The sequence below is a fragment of the Chryseolinea lacunae genome, from assembly GCF_016735595.1.
Taxonomy (GTDB): domain Bacteria; phylum Bacteroidota; class Bacteroidia; order Cytophagales; family Cyclobacteriaceae; genus Chryseolinea; species Chryseolinea lacunae.
In genome coordinates, this window is the sequence record NZ_JAERRB010000005.1 from 233356 (window position 1) to 252097 (window position 18742).

The 18742-nt window shown below is 52.7% G+C and carries 15 protein-coding genes; 6 read left to right on the plus strand and 9 right to left on the minus strand.

The window, feature by feature from the left end; all coding sequences use genetic code 11:
• The first annotated feature begins 48 nt into the window (after positions 1-48).
• The 4 genes from JI741_RS16520 (at position 49) to JI741_RS16535 (ending at position 6015) form a co-directional block, all read left to right on the plus strand.
• Entirely contained in the window at positions 49-1695 is a 1647-nt protein-coding gene (locus JI741_RS16520) for a UxaA family hydrolase (RefSeq protein ID WP_202011503.1), read from the plus strand.
• Positions 1696-1941: 246 nt separating this feature from the next.
• On the plus strand, positions 1942-3321 hold the full coding sequence (locus JI741_RS16525) for an SGNH/GDSL hydrolase family protein (RefSeq protein ID WP_202011505.1): 1380 nt from the start codon (positions 1942-1944) through the stop codon (positions 3319-3321).
• A gap of 8 nt (positions 3322-3329) precedes the next feature.
• Positions 3330-4571 carry a GDSL-type esterase/lipase family protein gene (locus JI741_RS16530; protein ID WP_202011507.1) on the plus strand — a complete coding sequence of 414 codons (1242 nt, stop codon included), beginning with the start codon at positions 3330-3332 and terminating at the stop codon, positions 4569-4571.
• Positions 4549-6015 (plus strand): MBOAT family O-acyltransferase, encoded by a 1467-nt coding sequence (locus JI741_RS16535; RefSeq protein ID WP_236676113.1) that lies wholly within the window; start codon positions 4549-4551, stop codon positions 6013-6015. Before JI741_RS16530 ends, JI741_RS16535 begins: the two co-directional genes overlap by 23 nt.
• 130 nt (positions 6016-6145) lie before the next feature.
• Here JI741_RS16535 and JI741_RS16540 read toward each other — a convergent pair whose 3' ends face one another.
• From JI741_RS16540 to JI741_RS16560, 5 genes are all read right to left on the minus strand, one after another.
• Positions 6146-6505 (minus strand): hypothetical protein, encoded by a 360-nt coding sequence (locus tag JI741_RS16540; RefSeq protein ID WP_202011508.1) that lies wholly within the window; start codon positions 6503-6505, stop codon positions 6146-6148.
• Positions 6506-6654: 149 nt separating this feature from the next.
• Positions 6655-7353 carry a hypothetical protein gene (locus JI741_RS16545; protein WP_202011510.1) on the minus strand — a complete coding sequence of 233 codons (699 nt, stop codon included), beginning with the start codon at positions 7351-7353 and terminating at the stop codon, positions 6655-6657.
• A gap of 9 nt (positions 7354-7362) precedes the next feature.
• The gene (locus JI741_RS16550; RefSeq protein WP_202011512.1) at positions 7363-7704 is read right to left on the minus strand and encodes a cupin domain-containing protein; all 342 of its coding nucleotides are present in this window, start codon (positions 7702-7704) and stop codon (positions 7363-7365) included.
• 4 nt (positions 7705-7708) lie between these two features.
• The gene (locus tag JI741_RS16555; RefSeq protein ID WP_202011514.1) at positions 7709-8893 is read right to left on the minus strand and encodes a BT3233 family polysaccharide utilization protein; all 1185 of its coding nucleotides are present in this window, start codon (positions 8891-8893) and stop codon (positions 7709-7711) included.
• 70 nt (positions 8894-8963) lie between these two features.
• Positions 8964-10214, minus strand: a complete 1251-nt coding sequence (locus JI741_RS16560; RefSeq protein ID WP_202011516.1) for a DUF2264 domain-containing protein — start codon at positions 10212-10214, stop codon at positions 8964-8966.
• Between the two features lie 188 nt (positions 10215-10402).
• Between JI741_RS16560 and kduI the strand changes: the two genes are divergently transcribed.
• On the plus strand, positions 10403-11230 hold the full coding sequence (gene kduI / locus JI741_RS16565) for a 5-dehydro-4-deoxy-D-glucuronate isomerase (protein ID WP_202011518.1): 828 nt from the start codon (positions 10403-10405) through the stop codon (positions 11228-11230).
• Between the two features lie 301 nt (positions 11231-11531).
• On the opposite strand, the gene rseP is transcribed toward kduI, so the two are convergent.
• From rseP to JI741_RS16580, 3 genes are read right to left on the minus strand one after another with little or no spacing between them, the layout of a single operon-like run.
• On the minus strand, positions 11532-12863 hold the full coding sequence (gene rseP, locus JI741_RS16570) for an RIP metalloprotease RseP (RefSeq protein ID WP_202011520.1): 1332 nt from the start codon (positions 12861-12863) through the stop codon (positions 11532-11534).
• A 38-nt stretch (positions 12864-12901) separates the two neighbouring features.
• Positions 12902-14071 (minus strand): 1-deoxy-D-xylulose-5-phosphate reductoisomerase, encoded by a 1170-nt coding sequence (locus tag JI741_RS16575; protein WP_202011522.1) that lies wholly within the window; start codon positions 14069-14071, stop codon positions 12902-12904.
• Between the two features lie 43 nt (positions 14072-14114).
• Positions 14115-15605, minus strand: coding sequence for a GH3 auxin-responsive promoter family protein (locus JI741_RS16580; RefSeq protein WP_202011523.1), 1491 nt, complete (start codon positions 15603-15605; stop codon positions 14115-14117).
• 179 nt (positions 15606-15784) lie between these two features.
• Between JI741_RS16580 and JI741_RS16585 the strand changes: the two genes are divergently transcribed.
• Complete coding sequence (locus JI741_RS16585; RefSeq protein WP_202011525.1) at positions 15785-17245, plus strand: S1C family serine protease; 1461 nt, start codon at positions 15785-15787, stop codon at positions 17243-17245.
• Positions 17246-17331: 86 nt separating this feature from the next.
• Here the strand turns inward: JI741_RS16585 and JI741_RS16590 are convergent, their stop codons facing one another.
• Positions 17332-18687 carry a 3-keto-disaccharide hydrolase gene (locus JI741_RS16590; protein ID WP_202011528.1) on the minus strand — a complete coding sequence of 452 codons (1356 nt, stop codon included), beginning with the start codon at positions 18685-18687 and terminating at the stop codon, positions 17332-17334.
• Positions 18688-18742: the final 55 nt, after the last annotated feature.

Here is an 18742-nt window from a genome sequence, read left to right on the forward strand (position 1 = left end):
TTTAATCACGATGCGCAATCGTTTGCGCAAGATAGCCCTTTTACAAGCATGTCAAACAAGTTTTTAAAGATTCACCCCGCCGACAACGTCTTTGTTGCGTTGACCGATTTGAAAGCGGGAGAAAAAATTTCGTACGAAGGAAAATCACTCGTCCTCACCGACGATGTGAATGCAAAACACAAATTTGCCGAGAACGATCTCGCGCTGAACGACGAGGTGTTTATGTATGGCACTGTGGTGGGCAAGGCCCTGCGGCCCATCAAACAAGGCGGCGTGATCAGCACACAAAATCTCACACACAAAGCCGCCCCCTACTCGGGACGGACCAAGACCTATGAATGGACACCACCCGATGTGTCGAAATTCAAATCCAAAACTTTTCTCGGCTATCACCGCGCCGATGGCCAGGTGGGCACCGCCAACTATTGGCTTGTGGTGCCGCTTGTGTTTTGTGAAAACCGCAATGTGGAAATGATCCGCCAGGCGTTTGTGGACGAGCTGGGTTTCAGCACACCCGATTCTTACAAACATTATGTGCACGAACTGGTGAACCTCTATCGCGAGGGAAAGACCGATCAGATCGACACCGTTGCGTTTCAACCCACCACGGAGATTCCTTCGAAGCGCACGTTCAAAAATATCGACGGCATAAAAATTCTTACCCACCAGGGTGGATGCGGCGGCACACGACACGATGCACAAACCTTGTGCGCCTTGCTGGCCGGCTACATCCACAACCCCAACGTGGCGGGCGCTACCATCCTGAGCCTGGGCTGCCAGAATGCCGAAGTGAAAACCATTCAGGAAAAACTGAGCGCGCTCGATCCGAAGGGACTGAAGCCCGTCATCATCCTTGACCAACAACAGTCGGGCACCGAAACCGAGTTGTTGACACAAGCCATCCGCAAAACATTTCTCGCCCTCATTGAAGCCGACAAGATCGAACGCAAGCCCGCGCCACTCAGCAAGCTGGTGGTGGGATTGAAGTGCGGCGGCTCCGACGGCTTCTCGGGCATCTCGGCCAATCCGGCCATCGGCCACACAAGCGATCTGCTGGTGGGCCTTGGTGGCAGCACCATCCTCTCGGAGTTTCCGGAGTTGTGTGGTGTGGAGCAGGAGCTTATCAACCGCTGCGAAGATGACGAAGCCGGACAACGTTTCATTCAACTGATGCGCACCTATTCAGACGCGGCGCAAGCTGTGGGTTCGGGCTTCGACATGAACCCTTCGCCAGGCAACATCAAAGACGGTCTTATCACCGACGCCATCAAGTCGGCAGGTGCCGCCAAGAAAGGCGGTACCGCCCCCGTTGCCGACGTGCTCCCCTACGCCACCTATATCCGAAAGCCGGGCCTGAACCTGTTGTGCACACCCGGCAACGACGTGGAAAGCACTACGGGAACCACCGGCTCAGGTGCACAAATCATTCTCTTCACCACAGGCCTGGGCACACCTACCGGCAACCCGGTGTCGCAGGTCATCAAGCTGTCGACTAACACGCGGCTTGCCGAGAAGATGCCCGACATCATCGACTTCAACACGGGCCAGATCATCTCGGGAGAAAAGACCATCGAAGAAGTGGGTGAAGAAATTCTGGACTTCATTGTGGAAGTAGCCAGCGGCAGAGTGGTGGCCAAATCTGTCGCCCTCAATCAGGACGACTTCATTCCCTGGAAGCGCGGCGTTTCCCTTTAAGATTTAGTATCCTTTACATAAGCGACCCCGGTCTGCCTTCCCCTGCGGAAGATTAGACCGGGGTCGTCTGTTTTTATATGTTGGTTGTGCACCTCAGGCGATCGCTGGAATGCAGGGCCGGGCAGTCGTTATCGTCGGTGTGGCTTTGTGTTGTGGCGCGTGGGCAATGTATTTTTTGCTACTTTTGCGACAATACTTTTTTAGAAGTAACCGTTCAATTCGGGTAACATTTTTTAATCTTCTTCTGTGGGTCGGAATAAACTGCACTACGCTTTTGGTCTCTGCTTGCTGGTCATCGGCTTCCTCCTGCTGTTTTCACTGGTGAAGCCCTTTCATGTCGGCACGTGGAAATATAAAACGGTTGATCCGCTGGCCGACATTCGCGTGCTGACGGCCGACACCATGCTGGCCGCGCTCGATTCCATTCAACAGGATTCATCGTTTCAGAAAGCCGACTCGATCGCCCAGGTGGTGAAGTCGAACTGCCCGCCGGGCATCACCTGTGTTGACGACTATAGCCCCGACAGCACCGGCCTGAAGAAATTTTTTCGCGCGCTCAACCGGTTGAAAGAAAATCACGCACCCTTGCGCATCGCCCTCTATGGCGACTCGTTTGTGGAAGGCGATGTGTTTTGCGGAAGTCTGCGCGACACACTGCAGTCGTTATTTGGTGGCGAAGGCGTGGGCTATGTTCCGCTCACGTCGGAGGTGGCCGGGTTTCGCGGCACCATCAAACATCAATTTGAAAACTGGAAGACCTATTCGCTGGTGAGCAAGAAAGACTCGACCATAACAACCGAACTCGGTCCTGCCGGCTTCAGCTTTCTTCCGCAGCCCGAAAACTGGGTGGAGTATAAGCCTTCGCACCAGCGCTTCCTGAAAACATTCAACACCATAAAACTCTACTACAAAAATCAGGGGCATGCCACCGTTGACTACACCCTGAACGACGACACGGTGACCGTTTCAGAAAATCTTAAGATTTCATCGGAGCTAAAAGAATGGTCGCATCGGGGAAAGGACATCAAATCCATTCGCATGCATTTTCAAAATGCCGACAGCCTGAACCTGTTCGGGGCCAGCTTCGAATCGCGCGAAGGCATTTATGTTGACAATTTTTCGATGCGCGGCAATTCGGGAATCGGCCTTTATAAAATTGAGGACGACCTCTATAAAGCATTCGACAACTATCGCGACTACAAACTGATTATCTTGCAATACGGTCTCAACACGGTGATTGAAGACTCGCTGAACTATGGACGGTATGCCCACGGCATGATTAAAGTAGTAGAGAAGTTGAAACGTGTCTATCCCAAAGCCAGCATTCTGTTAGTGAGCGTGAGCGACCGCAGCTCCAACACCTCGGGCGAATACAAGACGATGAAAGCTATCCCGTATATGCGCAATGCCCAGCGGCTGGTGGCCACGCGGGCGGGCATTGTGTTCTGGGATTTGTATGAGGCCATGGGCGGCGAGAACAGCATGGTGAAGATGACGGAGGGCAAGCCGGCTTTGGCCGCCAAAGACTATACCCATCTCAACTTTAAAGGTGGCCGAAAGCTGTCCGGAAAACTGGCGAAGAGTCTGCTCTACGAATGGGAAAAATATAACACCCGGAAGAAGTGACCGGCCCAGTGCTTCATATTGTCCGCACAGCCTTCACGCTGCTTCTGTTGGCGGTGGGGCAACTCACGCTTGCACAGGCGCCGCTGAAGTTCACCTTCCGCACCTATGACCTGGCCGACGACAGCACCAACTTCATTCAAAATGCCGACTACCTTGAGCCCTTCTTTGAAGCGCTTGTGCAATTAAAAACCACCGGACGAGGAAAGATCAACATCATTCACCTGGGCGACTCACACATTCAGGCCGACTTTCTCACGGATGTGGTGCGCCGGAATTTTCAGCGCGACTTTGGCAACGCCGGGCGCGGGTTGATTGTGCCGGGCCGTGTGGCGGGAACAAACGAGCCCAACAACTTCCGCACCTCCGTTACCACCCCCTGGAAAAGCAAGCGCGCCATCTATCCCGAACAACCCATGCCCATCGGCATTGGCGGCATCACCATCAGCACCGACGAGACCGAGACTCGACTCTCCATAAAAGTAGACAACACACTGAACGACTACAGCTTCAACTCCGTGTCGCTGTTTTTTCAAAAAGATCCCAGCAGCTACAGCTTTTCTGTGAAAGACACACAGGGGCAGGAGCTTGGCATCAGCGGTCCTTATGAAGTGGGCACCACGCATTTTTCGCGCATCGAATTTCAAAACTGTGTTGACCAGGTGTTTATCCAGCCGGTGAAATCGAACGACGATCAGCGACAGGCTACGCTCTATGGCATCTCGCTCGAGAACGGCAACGACGGCGTGCTCTATCATGCCATCGGCGTGAACGGCGCCAAATACAAACACTACAACGCCGCGAAGTATTTTGTGAAGCAGACCCCGGCCCTTGCGCCCAACCTCTTCATCATCTCGCTGGGCACTAACGAATCGGCCGACTATCCGTATCTCGATCCCACCTTCACCTATCACCTTGAGAAGCTGGTGCAATCGCTGAAAGAAGAAAACCCGCAGGCAAAGTTTATACTCGTTACGCCACCGGAAGCGTTTCGAAAAAAAGTGAAGCCCAATCCGGCCATCGAAAAAATACGTCAGCAGATCATACAGTATGCTGTTGAGAATGGATTTGCTTTTTGGGATATGTATAAAGTGGTGGGCGGCAAACAGGCTGCCACGGCATGGCGTGCGCAAGGCCTGTTGCGACCCGATGGCATTCACTTCACCAAGGAAGGTTATGAGTATCAGGGAAATTTAATATACGAGGCGTTCATCAAAACCTACAATCGCTATGTTGGGCTTCGACATCCATAAGCTGGCAGAACAATTCGTGTATCATGCCGATGAACCGTTGCTGTTCAACAGCGGCTTCTTTCTTTTTTTGTTCACGGCATTTTTATGGGTCTATGTGGTGCTCAGCCCCACGCAACGCCCCAAGCTCATTTTTGTCACGCTGTTCTCGCTCTATTTCTACTACAAGTCGAGCGGCATCTACTTTGTGTTACTCATCTTTGCGGCCGTGGTCGACTTCACCCTGGCCAAGCTCATCTATGCAAGCGAATCGCAGGCGCGGAAAAAGTTTTTTATTTTCCTGACGTTAGTGATCAACCTGGGTTTGCTGGGATACTTTAAATACACCAACCTGCTCTATGAAGCTTTTTGCGGCGTGTCGGGCAAACCGTTTGAGCCATTGGATATTTTTCTCCCGGTGGGCGTCTCTTTCTTCACGTTCCAGTCGCTTAGCTACACCCTCGATGTTTATCGCGGCACCCTGAAACCGGTGGATCACCTGGTGGACTACGCCTTCTTTGTGTCGTTCTTCCCGCAGCTGGTGGCCGGTCCCATTGTGCGCGCGTCGGACTTCATTCCCCAGATTTATAAACCAACCCTGGTGACCCAGGAGATGCTGGGTCGCGCGGTGTTTCTTATTGCCTGTGGTTTATTCAAGAAGGCAGTGATCTCGGACTACATCAGCCTCAACTTTGTGGATCGCGTTTTCGATGCCCCTACCCTCTACACCGGGCTGGAAAATCTCTTTGCCATTTATGGTTACGCCATGCAGATCTACTGCGACTTCTCGGGCTATTCCGACATGGCCATCGGCATCGCGTTGCTGCTGGGCTTTCACTTCAACATCAACTTCGATTCGCCCTATCAATCTAAAAACATCACCGAGTTCTGGCGCCGCTGGCACATTTCGTTGTCAACATGGCTGCGCGACTATCTCTACATTTCGCTTGGCGGAAACCGGAAAGGAAAATTAAGAACCTATCTGAACCTCATGATCACCATGCTGCTGGGCGGCCTGTGGCATGGCGCTTCGTGGCGCTTCATGATCTGGGGTGGACTGCATGGCGCCGCGCTGGCCTTTCATAAATTCATCACCGAAAAATTTGATCTCTCGTGGCGGGGCTGGAAAGTTCTGGCGCCCGTGCTCACGTTTCACTTTGTTTGTTTCTGCTGGATCTTTTTCCGCGCAGCCGATCTCGAAATCGTTGGCCAGATGCTGAGCCAGATCACAACCAATTTCAACGTTGGCGTGCTGGGTGAATTTATTACCGGCTACAAAGGCGTGTTGCTTCTCATGCTGCTGGGCTACGTGTTGCACTTTATGCCCAAGTCGCTGGAATTGGAAATCGAAAGCACTGTGAGCCGTTTGCCACTGGTGGCACAAGCCGCAGGATTGACTGCTGTGATTGTGTTGGTGCTTCAGATAAAATCAGCAGGAGTGCAGCCGTTTATTTATTTCCAGTTCTGATTTGACGGCTTTTCAAGAACAAAGACAATTTCACTTTACGAAATATCTACGTTGCGCTATTCTGCCTCGCTTGTGGCGGTCGCAAATAACTGATCGGCAACGGCAAGAAAATTTTTCGGATCAAATGACATTAGACCAGCAACGAGTTCTTGATATTTAACACAGCAAATTCCCTTGGATATTTCTCCATCACCCAATTCAGCAACGAATCAATTATTGCTTTTATTTTTTCTATGGGCAACGAAGACACGACATCAACAAACAACACGCTCCATCCTTCATCCAAATGCTGATACTCCAACCGGGCATACTTTGCCTCGTCTCCTAAAAAGAACGTTATCTTTTGGCGAAGGTCGTTTAGCACTTCAACCAACGAAGGATTATCAAAAACTGCAGCGACTATCGCCTCAGGATTTTCTAACACATAGTTATGTGAAAGCTCCGAATAGATCTGGCTTCGAAGAATTAACGGGTGTTGGCTCTGTCTCATGGCGGGCATTGTGTTGTTTGCTGAAACAAAATACGGCAAATTTCACAACGGGTCAAACCACGCTCAGGCCATCGCGCGCATGACGTAAAAACTGACCTACGATCATGGCGGAATAGCTTACGAAAATCCGTAGTTAGTAAACGAACGCCCTATTTTATCGTCGAAAAAAAAGTTGCAGATTTTTTTTCCACATCCTTCGACCAGAGCTTTATGTTATCGATTTTGCCCGAATCGTCGAAAGAGCCAAAGCCGATATAGCCTTTGCCAAATGTTTTATCGTTTGCTTCCTCCACCAGTGTGCCGTCGAAGAAAACTTTGATGGTGCCTTCTTCCACGCTACGCTCAACACGAAGTTTGTGCCACACGTTTTGTCCCCAGGCCACGCCTTCGCTGGTGAAGGTGCTGATCTTGGCGCGGGGTGCGCTGTTCACCAGCATGATCTGATGCGCGTTGTCGTCGCCTTTGGTGGCCACGTGCGCGTAATAGAAATGCGATGGGTCCTGAAAGCCAAAGATGATGCACATGTCGCGGTGACCATACTCTTTGCCGGTTTGCAGCATGTCGGCTTCCAATACAAAACTACCGACCTGCAAGGTAGAAAGCAGGCCGATGGTGTGTGGTGAGCGGAACGGTGGCTGGTATCCGTCGCTGATGCCCGTGAACTCCAGCGACTGGCCCTTCTCTTCTTTGCTCAACAACCACTTGTCGGGTTGTGTGAACCTGAAATCTCTCAACGCAGCCTCCGACGCAAAGGATTGATCATAGACAATCTTGTAGCCTTTGGGCACTTGTGCCAGCGCTGTGCACGCCAGGAGCATGCAGATCATTGCAAAAAATCTCCCTTTCATAAGTATGGTTTATTTTGGTAAGAGATCGTCTCGAAGTGGATTGAAGCTGTCTACCAGCCGCGCTTTTTCGGAGAGCAGTTGAATGGTGTGAAGTTTATTGGAGGGGACATAAAACAAATCGCCGGCTTTGAGACGGCGCTCCGGTTCACCTTCACAAAAAAAGATCAGCTCGCCCGCTGCGATGTAGGTGGTTTGTTCGTGCACGTGTTGATGCATCGGCTCGGGCACAGACCACGGGCCGTTGTCGAAGTCAATGACCACGGTCATCAGTTCTTCCAGGTGAATCACTCTTCGCTGCACGCCAGGTTTCACAGGCGTGGCGGCTATTTGGTCGGCTTTCAATACGGGCATAGTGCTATTTCAATGTTTTGATTTGGACGGGCGCGGCCAACCGTGCGGCAACTTCGTTCAAGTGTGTTGTCCATGCTTCGAACGAGTCGAAGCGTCCGGCTTTCTTCCAGCCAAAGGCCGTGTAGAAGGTCACGTTTCCTTCGCTGGCTTTGGCCACGACATAAAGATGACTCAGGTCTTTTTTGGTGGTGCGGAAATCCTGAAACCGTTGCACGTGTGCCGGGTCGATCAGCACGGCAGTTCCCAGATAAGAATCGTCAAGCGGTTCCCAGTAGCTGGTCCAGCCGTGCAGTGAATCGGTTTTCACGTCGCCTTTCTTGTCGTGCAAGGTCACGCCGATGGTGCAGTTTGGAAGGGGCGCCGATGGACGGAGTATTTCTTCGATCTTGCTCATCTGGTTGCCCAGGTCGATGGTGATTCGTTTGGTTTCGTTCACGGTGATGTCGTCTACTTTCCAGGGCGCGTAGGTTAGTTCGAACACGGTGCGCAGCGGGCCGTTGGTGGTGGTTTTGTGGGTGACGTAATTTTTAGAGACGTAGAGCGAATCGTTTTTCCAGACGCCGATGCCACCACATCCGCGGCTAGCCCCCACGTGGTAGTTGTCGAGGCCTTCGCCGTCGTCGTGATGATAGGTTCCTCCGGTTTCTCCCTTCTTATACCATTTGTTGATGATGGGATAGTCTACGCGTTTCAGCCAACAGTCGATGCCGCTGGAGAGTGTGCCTCCCGGTTGTTTTTCATCGACCAGCCGCTGCGCTTCCGGGCCATAGGTGCGAAAAGCCACGCGATCGTTTTCCCAGGCAAAGTCGTCGATGCGCTCAGGCACAAAACGCGCATAGGTGCGCAGCGTTGCCTGCACGGTGTCGGCCGGCGATCCGCTTTCTTCAATACTATATTTCTGTTCTTCCTTTGGCTTCAACGTTACTTGAAAAAGAAGTTCGTCTGCTTTGCCGTCGTCGTTAACATCCACGGGCTGACTCACCAGTGTGTTGCCCGCAGCATCACGCACGATCAAATGCGTGCCTGCATGCCTTGCCGAATCCAGCGCGTGCACATCAAACGACACAATCTCTGTCCGTGCCAGGTCAAGCGGATTGGTGACCACCACGGTTGTCTTCTGCGGATGGCGACACGACACCAGCATGGCCATGCTCACCACGATCATCACACTATTTTTCACACTATCCATTTCTTTTATTAAGATGACGTATACTCAAAGCTCAACCCTGAACACTCCACCAACGCTATTAACGCTTCGCTCACGATTTTAATGCATGATCGATTGGCGCTTCCTTTCCACTCCACACTTTTTTTGCCGTCCATTCTTCCGGGGGCGTTGTCCAGAACGGATCGTTGGCGGGAAGGCCCAGCGGCAACAGTCCGACCGAACACAGATAGAGGCTGCCTGTAGAAATATACGGCTCGCCAAGGCCCGGCTGATGTCCGCAAAAACCAATCTGCAGCCAGCCGTTTTTATCAAACGTGCCGGGTGCTTCAACCGCTTTGTGAATGACGGCCGACATCGCACCCCGCACTTGCGCAGGCGATACATCTTCGGGCAATGCCTTCATCAAAGCAACCTGTCCCAGCAATTGAAACGCGCCAAAGCGATAGGCCAGCGAACGGCCGATGGGTGGAAATGTGCCCTCCGGCGAAATGAGCCGCTCCTGGATGGCCGCATAACGCCGGGCACGTTGCAGCACGGTGTCATAGAACGACGGCTCCGCTTTGCCCGCAGCCACCAGCACCTTCACCACGTCGATCAACATGGGTTGAATCACAAAGCTGTTGTAGTAGTCCCAATGAAACTCGGGGCCGTCGCCATAGGCACCGTCGCCCTGATACCACTCGCGGTGTTTTTGTATCGCCCGGTCTACACGCGTGGTGTCCCAGGCATAGCCTTGCGACAACAGGAACGCTTCCACCATGGCCGCAAAGAGCAACCAGTTGGATTCGCCGGGCTGAATGACGCGGCTCGACTCGAAGGCTTTCACCACGCGGGCTTTCGTATCGGCATCGAGTGGTGTCCACAACTGTGCGGGCGCGCGCAGCAAGGCGTGGGCAAGAAATGCGGTGTCGACGAGCGCTTGTGGATGCTGATAAAAATTCATGAAATCGGGCGACTGTGGGTTCACCGCCTGCGCTATGCAACGCTGCGCCAAGGCGATGCACGTGGCCCGTTGCCTGCCTTCTTCGGTGGCATCGGCGCCCAGCGCCAACCAGGGTGCCATGCCGGCCATGAGGCGACCAAAGGCTTCCAGGTGCGTCACCGACTTTCGTTCGGCCATCACGCTCTCTTTTGCCTCCACGGGCATAGCGGATTTCAGTTTTCCATCCGACAGGTTGGTTAGGATTGGGTTGGCCAGTTTTTGCAGCACAGCCACCCAGTAGGCCCGGCGTTCAGGATTTTCCGTTTTCGGAGCCGCAGGGCCGTCGTGATGCCCGGGCTTCGCGGCAACGCCAAGCCATGTGCCGGCGGGAAACAGATGTAGAAACTGGCGTCTGAACATTTGACAACACGGGGTTTGAAACGATGGCCTTTGCGTTTCGGCAAGCGGCAATCTCTCACAGTTTATTAACTTATTTCCATAATGAAAAGGGGATGTTCCGATTTCCGGGGTTTTGTCGTTCAGGTGGCTGTCGGCTTCTTTCGTCTTATCAGTATATTGCAACCTTCATCAACACAACCCGACAGCGCATGAAATCCGAAATCCGATATGCCATCCATCCGGATGCTGCAAAGACTTTTCAAACACAGCAACTTCGCGATGCCTTCCTGATTGAAGAGCTGTTTCCCGAGAACAACATTTACCTGTGCTACACGCATTACGACCGCCTCATTGTGGGCGGTGCCAACCCCACCACGCCGCTGACATTGGAAACCTTCGACGCTCTGAAGGCCGACTTCTTCCTGCAACGCCGCGAGATCGGCATCATCAACGTGGGCGGCAAAGGCAAGGTCACGGTAGACGGCACAGACTATGCTCTTGAAAACAAAGAAGCTTTGTATGTGGGCCGCGGGGCGAAAGAAATCATTTTTCATCCCGGCGCGGAGAAGCCCCTTTATTACTTCAACTCCGCTCCCGCGCACACCGCCTACCCCACCCGCAAAGTTTCCATTGGCGAAGCGGAGACGGTGGTGCTGGGTGCGCTGGAAACATCCAACCACCGCACTATACGCAAGCTGCTGGTGAACAGCGTGCTGCCGACGTGTCAATTGCAGATGGGGCTTACGGAACTGAACGTGGGCAGTGTGTGGAACACCATGCCGGCGCACGTGCACGACCGGCGCATGGAAGCGTATTTCTATTTTGATGTTCCCGCCAACCAAGTGGTGAGTCATTTCATGGGCGAGCCTACGGAGACACGTCATTTGTTTGTGAAGAATCATCAGGCGGTGATCTCGCCCCCGTGGTCTATTCACAGCGGCGCAGGCACGAGCAACTACACATTCGTCTGGGGAATGGCCGGCGAGAATCTTGACTATAGCGATATGGATGCTGTGGCGCCCACGCAGATGCGATGACGTGTGTGGTACGCGTGGGTTTTGCGGAGGAACAAGGGTGACGTATAGGGTATGCTTTCACCTTGCTTAATGCCTGCCTTTATCGTGCCTTTGCCCTGCATCAGCCCCGTATAGGGAAGGGACTTTCAAGGGAGTTTCTAAGGAGTTACTCAGGAGTTTCTTCTCCTCAGGGTTGTGTCACATTTGTGGCGACGTGTCGTGTTGTTTAAATATCATCAAAAAAGCCCGGTCATTCAAAAATGACCGGGCTTTTTCTTTTTCTGTATTTGTTGGTTGCTCCAACCCGCTTTGTTGCGGGCTATCAGGAGAACAGTTTAATGATGTCGTTGGCGAAGATGAAGACCATGAGGGCGAGCAGGAAGACCATGCCCACTTTTTGTGCGTTCTCGAGGAAACGGTCGGAAGGTTTTCTGCGCGATACAATTTCGTAGGTGAGGAACATCACGTGGCCGCCGTCGAGGGCGGGGATGGGCAGCAGGTTCATGAAGGCCAGCACGAGCGACAACACGCCGGTGAGTGTCCAGAAACGCAACCAGTCCCACTCGCTTCCAAACGCCTGCATGATGCCGATGGGGCCGCTCAGCGATTCGGTGGCTTTGAGTTTTCCGGTGACGACGCGGCTCAGGGCTTTTACCTGCACAGCCAATGTGGAGAAGGCGCGCACGGTGCCTTTGGGTATGGACTCGATGAAGGAGTAGGTGATGCGTTCTTCTGCTTTCTCGAGGAAGGCCGGATTTTCGGGGCCCACGCCAAGTCTGTTTTGATCTTTAAAATAGACGCGGAACGAAAGCACTTCGCCGCCACGATCCACTTTCAGGAAGAGGGAATCGGATGTGTTGTGTTTCACTTCATACGACATGTCGTCGAAATACTGAACCGGCTTTCCGTTTACTTCCACAAAGCGGTCGCCTTTCTTCAATTTGATTTTTTCGGCCACCGATTCTTTTTCGACTTCGGCTATGGTGGGGCCATAGCGGATCCACACAAATTTGCCAGGGCCTTCTTTCTTGTTGAATTTCTGTATGAAGTCGGCAGGGATTTTTATTTCCTTCAGTTCGCCATTGCGTTCGATGGTATAGGTTCCGTCGGTGCTCAGCAAGGTTTCGGGATGCAGGATGTCTTCAACGTAGCGAAAATCCTTTCCGTTGATTTTTACAATTTTATCGCCCGACTTCAAGCCCAGGTCCTCGCCTACTTTGCCCACCTGGAAGCCGCCGTTTGCGTTCACGGCATCTTTCAATAAATAGGTTTCTCCATACACATAGGTGATGCCGATGAAGATCATCACGCCAATCACCACGTTCACGAAGATGCCACCCAGCATCACGATGAGGCGTTGCCATGCGGGCTTGGCGCGAAACTCCCACGGTTGTGCGGGCAGCTTCATGGCTTCGGTGTCGAGCGACTCGTCGATCATGCCTGAAATTTTCACATAACCTCCCAGGGGGATGGCGCTGATGGCATATTCGGTTTCACCTTTTTTGAACGACCATATTTTCGGGGGGAAGCCGATGGAAAATTGCTCTACACGCATTCCAAAATATTTCGCCGCCAGCAAGTGCCCCATTTCGTGCACCGCCACCAGGAAAGACAAGCTCAAGAGAAGCTGAGCCAACATTATCATCCAATCCATTCTTTAAAATTCCTCTGGTTAAGTATGTCTAAATAGCATTATCCAATGCGTTTCACAAATTCAAACGCCCGGATTCGTGTCTCTTTGTCAGTGTTTACGTAATCGTCGTAGCCCGGGGTCTTAATAAAAGCCATTTTTTCGAGACATTGCTCCACCAGGTCTGACATTTCCAGGAACCCGATCCTGTCCTTCAAAAATTCGGCCACAGCCACTTCATTGGCTGCATTAAGCACACAGGGCATGTTTCCGGCGCGGTTAAGCGCCTCAAACGCCAGCGCAAGATTACGAAAAGTTTCCGTATCCGGCTTTTCGAATGTGAGGGCGGGGTAGTTCAGAAAGTCAAAACGCGGAAAATCGGACTTGAGGCGCTCCGGATACGACATGGCAAACTGAATGGGCAACCGCATGTCGGGAAGGCCCATTTGTGCCTTCATGGACCCATCTTCAAACTGCACCAGCGAGTGCACGATGGATTGTGGATGCACGATGACCTCCACCTGCTTTGTAGTTAATCCGAAAAGCCACTTTGCTTCAATCACCTCCAGCCCCTTGTTCATGAGCGTGGCCGAGTCGATGGTGACCTTGGCACCCATGGTCCAGTTGGGATGTTTCAATGCCTGGGCTTTGGTGACGGCTTTCAGTTCCGCAGATTTCTTTCCCCGAAAGGGTCCACCTGAAGCTGTCAGCACCACCTTTTCTATTTTATTATGAAACTCGCCCACGAGGCATTGAAAGATGGCCGAGTGTTCGGAGTCTACGGGAAAGATGTTCACCCCTTTTTCGCGGGCCAGCGAGGTGATGAGTTCGCCCGCTACCACCAGCGTTTCCTTGTTTGCCAACGCAATGGGTTTGCCCGCTTCGATGGCCTTGATGGTGGGCTTCAGTCCTGCATACCCCACGAGGGCTGTCAACACCAGGTCTACGGTGTCCATCTGCACTACTGAACTCAGTGCGCTTTCGCCTGTGTATACTTTCACAGGCTCGTCACGCAGTGCGTCTTTCACAATGGGATAGTGTTCTTCGTTCACCACCACCACGGCGTTGGGCTTGAAGCGTTTGGCCTGTTCCACCAACAGTGTGGCGTTGTGGTTGGCCGTGAGCACCTCGGCTTCAAATGCGTCGGGATGTGCGGCAATCACGTCGAGGGCCTGTGTGCCAATGGAGCCGGTGGATCCGAGAATGGCAATTCTTTTTTTGGGCGCGGTCAATGTAGGTCGGGATGTGTTGGTCGTGAAATGTCTTTGTCTTTTTTTATAAAGCCCCGAGCGCCGATGCGATCTTCCGGTCGTTTGACAGGCGTGGCACTTTGTTTTGGCCTCCCAACTTGCCCTGCGACTTCATGTAGTCGATGAATGCATTTCTGCGCATGTCGCGGATGCGCAGCCTGCTCAGGATGCTTCCGCTGATGAGGTCGTCGTAATAAACATTGAGCTGGCGCAATTGGTTATCGAGCTCCTGCGAAAAAGCTTCGAGGTTGCCGGGTGCTTTTGCAAATTCGATATACCATTCGTGATGGGGTAGCCCTTCTGTGGGCGTGACGTGCGGAGCCACGGTGAATTCTACGAGCTCCACGCCGGGAAATTTTTCCATAGTATACTTCATGGCCTTCTCCACTTCTTCGCCGATCACGTGCTCGCCAAAGGCAGAGATAAAATGTTTGATGCGGCCCGTCACTTCGATGCGGTAAGGATTTTTGGAAACAAACTTCACGGTGTCGCCAATGGAATAGCCCCACAGACCCGCGTTGTTGTTGATGATGACGGCATAGTTTTTTCCGAGCTCCACATCTTCGATGCCTACGCGTGTGGGCTTTTCGTTGAAGTATTCTTCGGTTGGTATAAATTCAAAGAAGATGCCACCATTCAACAGCAGCAACAAGCCCGGCTCGGTCTGCGAATCCTGGTAGGCGATGAAACCTTCGGAGGCCGGATAGGTTTCGATGGTGTCGACCGGTTTGCCGATTGACTCGAACAGTTTTGCGCGGTAGGGTTCGAAGTTCACGCCGCCATACACAAACAGCGAGAAGCTTGGAAACACGTCTTTTATTTTTTTGCCCGTGCGGGCATGGATGCGATCGAAATACATTTGCGCCCACGGCGGAATGCCCGAGATGAGTCGCATGTCGGCCGTGAGGGTTTCGTCGATGATGCGTTCCAGTTTTTCTTCCCAGTCGTCGATGCAGTTTGTTGCGTAGCTGGGCTTTTGGTTGGTGCGCAGGTAGGCGGGCACGTGGTGGTTGATGATGCCCGAGAGGCGCCCGGTTTTGATGCCGGCTTTTTCGCTGAGCACAGGGCTACCCGAAAGAAAGATGAGGCCGCCATCGAGAAACGACGCATTGCCGGTTTCGTGCACATAGTTGAGCACTGCATCGCGCGAGCTGGTGAATTGATGCACCACCGACGCGCGTGTCATGGGTATGTATTTGATGCCCGACGTGGTGCCCGATGTTTTCGAAAAGTAGGCAGGCTTTCCTTCCCACAGCACATCGCGTTCGCCGTGCAACACCCGCTCGATGTAGGGACGCAACTCTTCATAGTCGCGAATGGGCACACGGGCACGGAAGTCTTCATAGGTTTTGATGGACCCGAAGTCGTGGTCTTTTCCAAAGGCTGTGTTCTTGCCCACGGCCAGCAACTGGTCGAATACCTTTTGTTGTGACCCGACCGGATCGAGCGACCATTTCCGGATTCCGGATGCGATGTAGGAGGCAATTGGTTTTGCCAGAAAAGAGCGTATTCCCATAACCTTGCAAAACTAAGAAATTTGGGAAGTCAACCGCGACCCCGGTCGACCGAAACGTTTTCTTTAATAACGCACCTGTTCTAAACTTCCGGTCGTTTGGCTGCGTTATTGCTATTCATTTGAAACTTTTTGAATTTCGCACGCATCCCAAACGGACGTTTAACTTTTTACAGGAAAACATGAAAAATGCTTTGAAAATCATTGTGTTAGGTGGGCTGGCCGGTTTTGTGGGAGCCTTCCTCTTTTATTCTTTTGTGATCAAACCCGAATTGTCGAACCTGCAAACCGAGCCACAGTTCAACACCGTGCGCTACGAATTGCCGGCAGGCGACACGTCGTCGGCAGTACAGAATTCCTACACACCTGCCCCCGCATCGGGCACGGCCGCGGTGCCCACCGACTTCAGCGAGGCGGCGTCTAAAGCCACACAGAGTGTCGTTTATATTAACAGCATTTCGCGCGGCGCCACCTACACCACGTGGGACTGGTTTTTTGGTGAAGGCACCGCCGGCGGACGCACACAGGTGAGCAGCGGCTCGGGTGTCATCTTTTCTGCTGACGGCTACATCATCACCAACAACCACGTGATCGAATCGGCCGAGCGCATCGAAGTGACCTATAACAAACGCATCTATCCCGCCGAACTCATCGGCACCAACCCGTCAACCGATCTGGCGGTGATCAAGATCAATGAAACCGGATTGCCTGCCATTGCGCTGGGCAGTTCCAAAACGCTTCAGGTCGGCGAATGGGTAGTGGCCGTGGGCAACCCGTTCTCGCTGGCATCGACCGTCACGGCGGGCATTGTGAGCGCGAAGGGCCGTCGCATTGGCATCCTCGAAGATAAATTTCCCATCGAGTCGTTCATCCAGACCGACGCGGCCATCAACCCCGGAAACTCCGGTGGTGCGCTGGTGAACAAGAGCGGCGAACTGGTGGGCATCAACTCGGCCATCCTGAGCCGCACCGGTTCCTACACCGGCTATGCGTTTGCCATTCCCGTAGACATTGCCCGAAAAGTTTTTGACGACCTTGTGAAATACGGCATCGTGCAGCAAGGCTTCATTGGCGGAAGCGTGATTGAATACAACTATGAAAACGCCAAGAAGTATGATCTGAACACGTCGGTGAAAACCTTTAACGGCGTGTTGCTGGAAAGCCTCGACAAAGCCGGTCCCGCGCTGGCCGCGGGTCTGAAGCCTGGCGACATCATCACCAAAATCAACACCACCGAAGTGAACAGCCAAAGCGCCTTCGAAGAAGAACTGAGCTATCACTATCCCGGCGACAAAATTTCGCTCACCTACACACGCGACGGAAAATCGGCCACGGCGAGCCTTACGCTGGTGAACCTGAACGGCACCACGGAAATTATCAAGCGGAAAATTTTCAGCAACGCCGCCATTGGTGCACAGCTTGAGGCCACACAATACGGTGTGAAGGTTTTCAAGATCAAAGACAACAGCATTCTGAAACAAATTGGCGTGCCCGAAAATTTTACGATCATCGCCATCAACCGCGTGCGCGTGAAAGATCCGGAAGAGGTTGTGGAGTTTTTTGGCAAGTATAAAGGCGACGGTTATCTCTATGGCATCAACAGCTCGCGTCAACAGGTGGAGATACCCTTCAGGGTGCGCTAAACGAAATGCCCGAACCAAAAAAAAGAAAGAGTCCCCCGCCAGCTGGCGGGGGACTCTTTGCTTCTAAACCGAACCGTAAAAAAAAACTATTTCAATTCTTTGATCTTGATGCTGCGGAACGACACGTTGTCACCATGGTCCTGCAAGAGGATGTGACCTTTTTCGGCCATGCCGAAGTTTTCCCAGCTGGCATATTTGCTGCGTGCAACCAACGCGTTGTAGATGGGCGTGCCGCGTTGATATTCCACCACCTTGTAGCCATTCAGCCAATGCTCCACGCGGTTGTCGGGATAAACCACCACGCGGCCAAAGTTCCATTCGCCAATGGGGCGAATGCTGCCTTTTGTTTTCAGGGAAGGAATCAGGTCGTAGAGCGATGCCAGTGTTCGGTTGCCCACAGCACCGAGTTTGGCGTCGGGATGTTTCTCGTCGTCGAGCACCTGAAACTCCAGGCCAATGGCCGAGCCTTTGTTGCCTTCTTTTTCCGTTACAAAATATTTCACGCCGCTGTTGGCGCCTTCGGTGAGTTTAAATTCAAACTGCAGGTCGATGGCACCATATTCCTTGTCGGTCACCAGGTCGCCGCCGTTTTCCGATTCGGCTCCGGTCGACTTCACTACGCTGAGCACGCCATCTTTGATCTCCCATCCTTTCTCGGGAAACTTGTCTTTGTAAGCACCACGCCAGTTGGCCGTGGTTTTGCCATCCCACAGCAAGGTGTAGCCGTTTTTCTTTTCCTGCTCCGACAATTGGTTGGGCAAGGTGTTCATCACAAAAATGCCATCGGGTGCCGATGCCTTCAGGCCTTCGGTCTGGATGCGGATGTTGCGCCAGCGCACCTTTTGTCCGCTTTCTTCTTCTTTGCCAACCGAATGCACCTGCAAGCCGATGAAGCCTTTGAGGGTGAGGTTGTCTACAAGGTTGGCCGTGGGCACACCGTTGATCCAGGTGCGGATCACAGGGCCGATGCATTCGATGCGTGCTATGTTCCAGTCGGCTTTCTTGTAGGCCTTCTTGGCGTCGATATTATATTCCAATGAATAGAGCCAGCCGCGACGGGCTTCATCATAGATGCCGCCGGTCCACGCGCGGAGCGACGGATCTATTTCCATCTGATAGCCGTGCACGCGACCGTTTTGGTAGTCGTCTTTGCTTTCGCTGCGAAACTGAATGCCGGAGTTCATTTCGGCGTCGAGCTTGAATTCAAGTTCGAGAATAAAATCGCCATAGGGCACTTCCGTGACCAGGAACGAGTTGGGCTCTTTGAACACCGTGGTGCCTACAATTTCACCATTCTTCGCTTCATAGCGTGCCTTGCCGTTCAACTGTTTCCATCCGCTCAGGTCCTTTCCGTTGAACAGCTTCACCCATTTCGCCTGCGCCTGGCAGAACCCCGCCACCAGCATCATGGCCATCGCGGCCAGTAGAGTACGTTTTATCATGACTTCTTAAATGTTTTCGATCTCACATATTTACTGTAGGACGCAGTATTTTTCA

Excerpts from the sequence above, each read along its gene's own strand:
- JI741_RS16520 (WP_202011503.1), top strand. The coding sequence starts at position 49 with ATGTCAAACAAGTTTTTAAAGATTCACCCCGCCGACAACGTCTTTGTT.
- JI741_RS16535 (WP_236676113.1), top strand. The coding sequence starts at position 4,549 with ATGTTGGGCTTCGACATCCATAAGCTGGCAGAACAATTCGTGTATCAT.
- JI741_RS16540 (WP_202011508.1), bottom strand. The coding sequence starts at position 6,505 with ATGAGACAGAGCCAACACCCGTTAATTCTTCGAAGCCAGATCTATTCG.
- JI741_RS16545 (WP_202011510.1), bottom strand. The coding sequence starts at position 7,353 with ATGAAAGGGAGATTTTTTGCAATGATCTGCATGCTCCTGGCGTGCACA.
- JI741_RS16550 (WP_202011512.1), bottom strand. The coding sequence starts at position 7,704 with ATGCCCGTATTGAAAGCCGACCAAATAGCCGCCACGCCTGTGAAACCT.
- JI741_RS16555 (WP_202011514.1), bottom strand. The coding sequence starts at position 8,893 with ATGGATAGTGTGAAAAATAGTGTGATGATCGTGGTGAGCATGGCCATG.
- JI741_RS16560 (WP_202011516.1), bottom strand. The coding sequence starts at position 10,214 with ATGTTCAGACGCCAGTTTCTACATCTGTTTCCCGCCGGCACATGGCTT.
- kduI (WP_202011518.1), top strand. The coding sequence starts at position 10,403 with ATGAAATCCGAAATCCGATATGCCATCCATCCGGATGCTGCAAAGACT.
- rseP (WP_202011520.1), bottom strand. The coding sequence starts at position 12,863 with ATGGATTGGATGATAATGTTGGCTCAGCTTCTCTTGAGCTTGTCTTTC.
- JI741_RS16580 (WP_202011523.1), bottom strand. The coding sequence starts at position 15,605 with ATGGGAATACGCTCTTTTCTGGCAAAACCAATTGCCTCCTACATCGCA.
- JI741_RS16585 (WP_202011525.1), top strand. The coding sequence starts at position 15,785 with ATGAAAAATGCTTTGAAAATCATTGTGTTAGGTGGGCTGGCCGGTTTT.
- JI741_RS16590 (WP_202011528.1), bottom strand. The coding sequence starts at position 18,687 with ATGATAAAACGTACTCTACTGGCCGCGATGGCCATGATGCTGGTGGCG.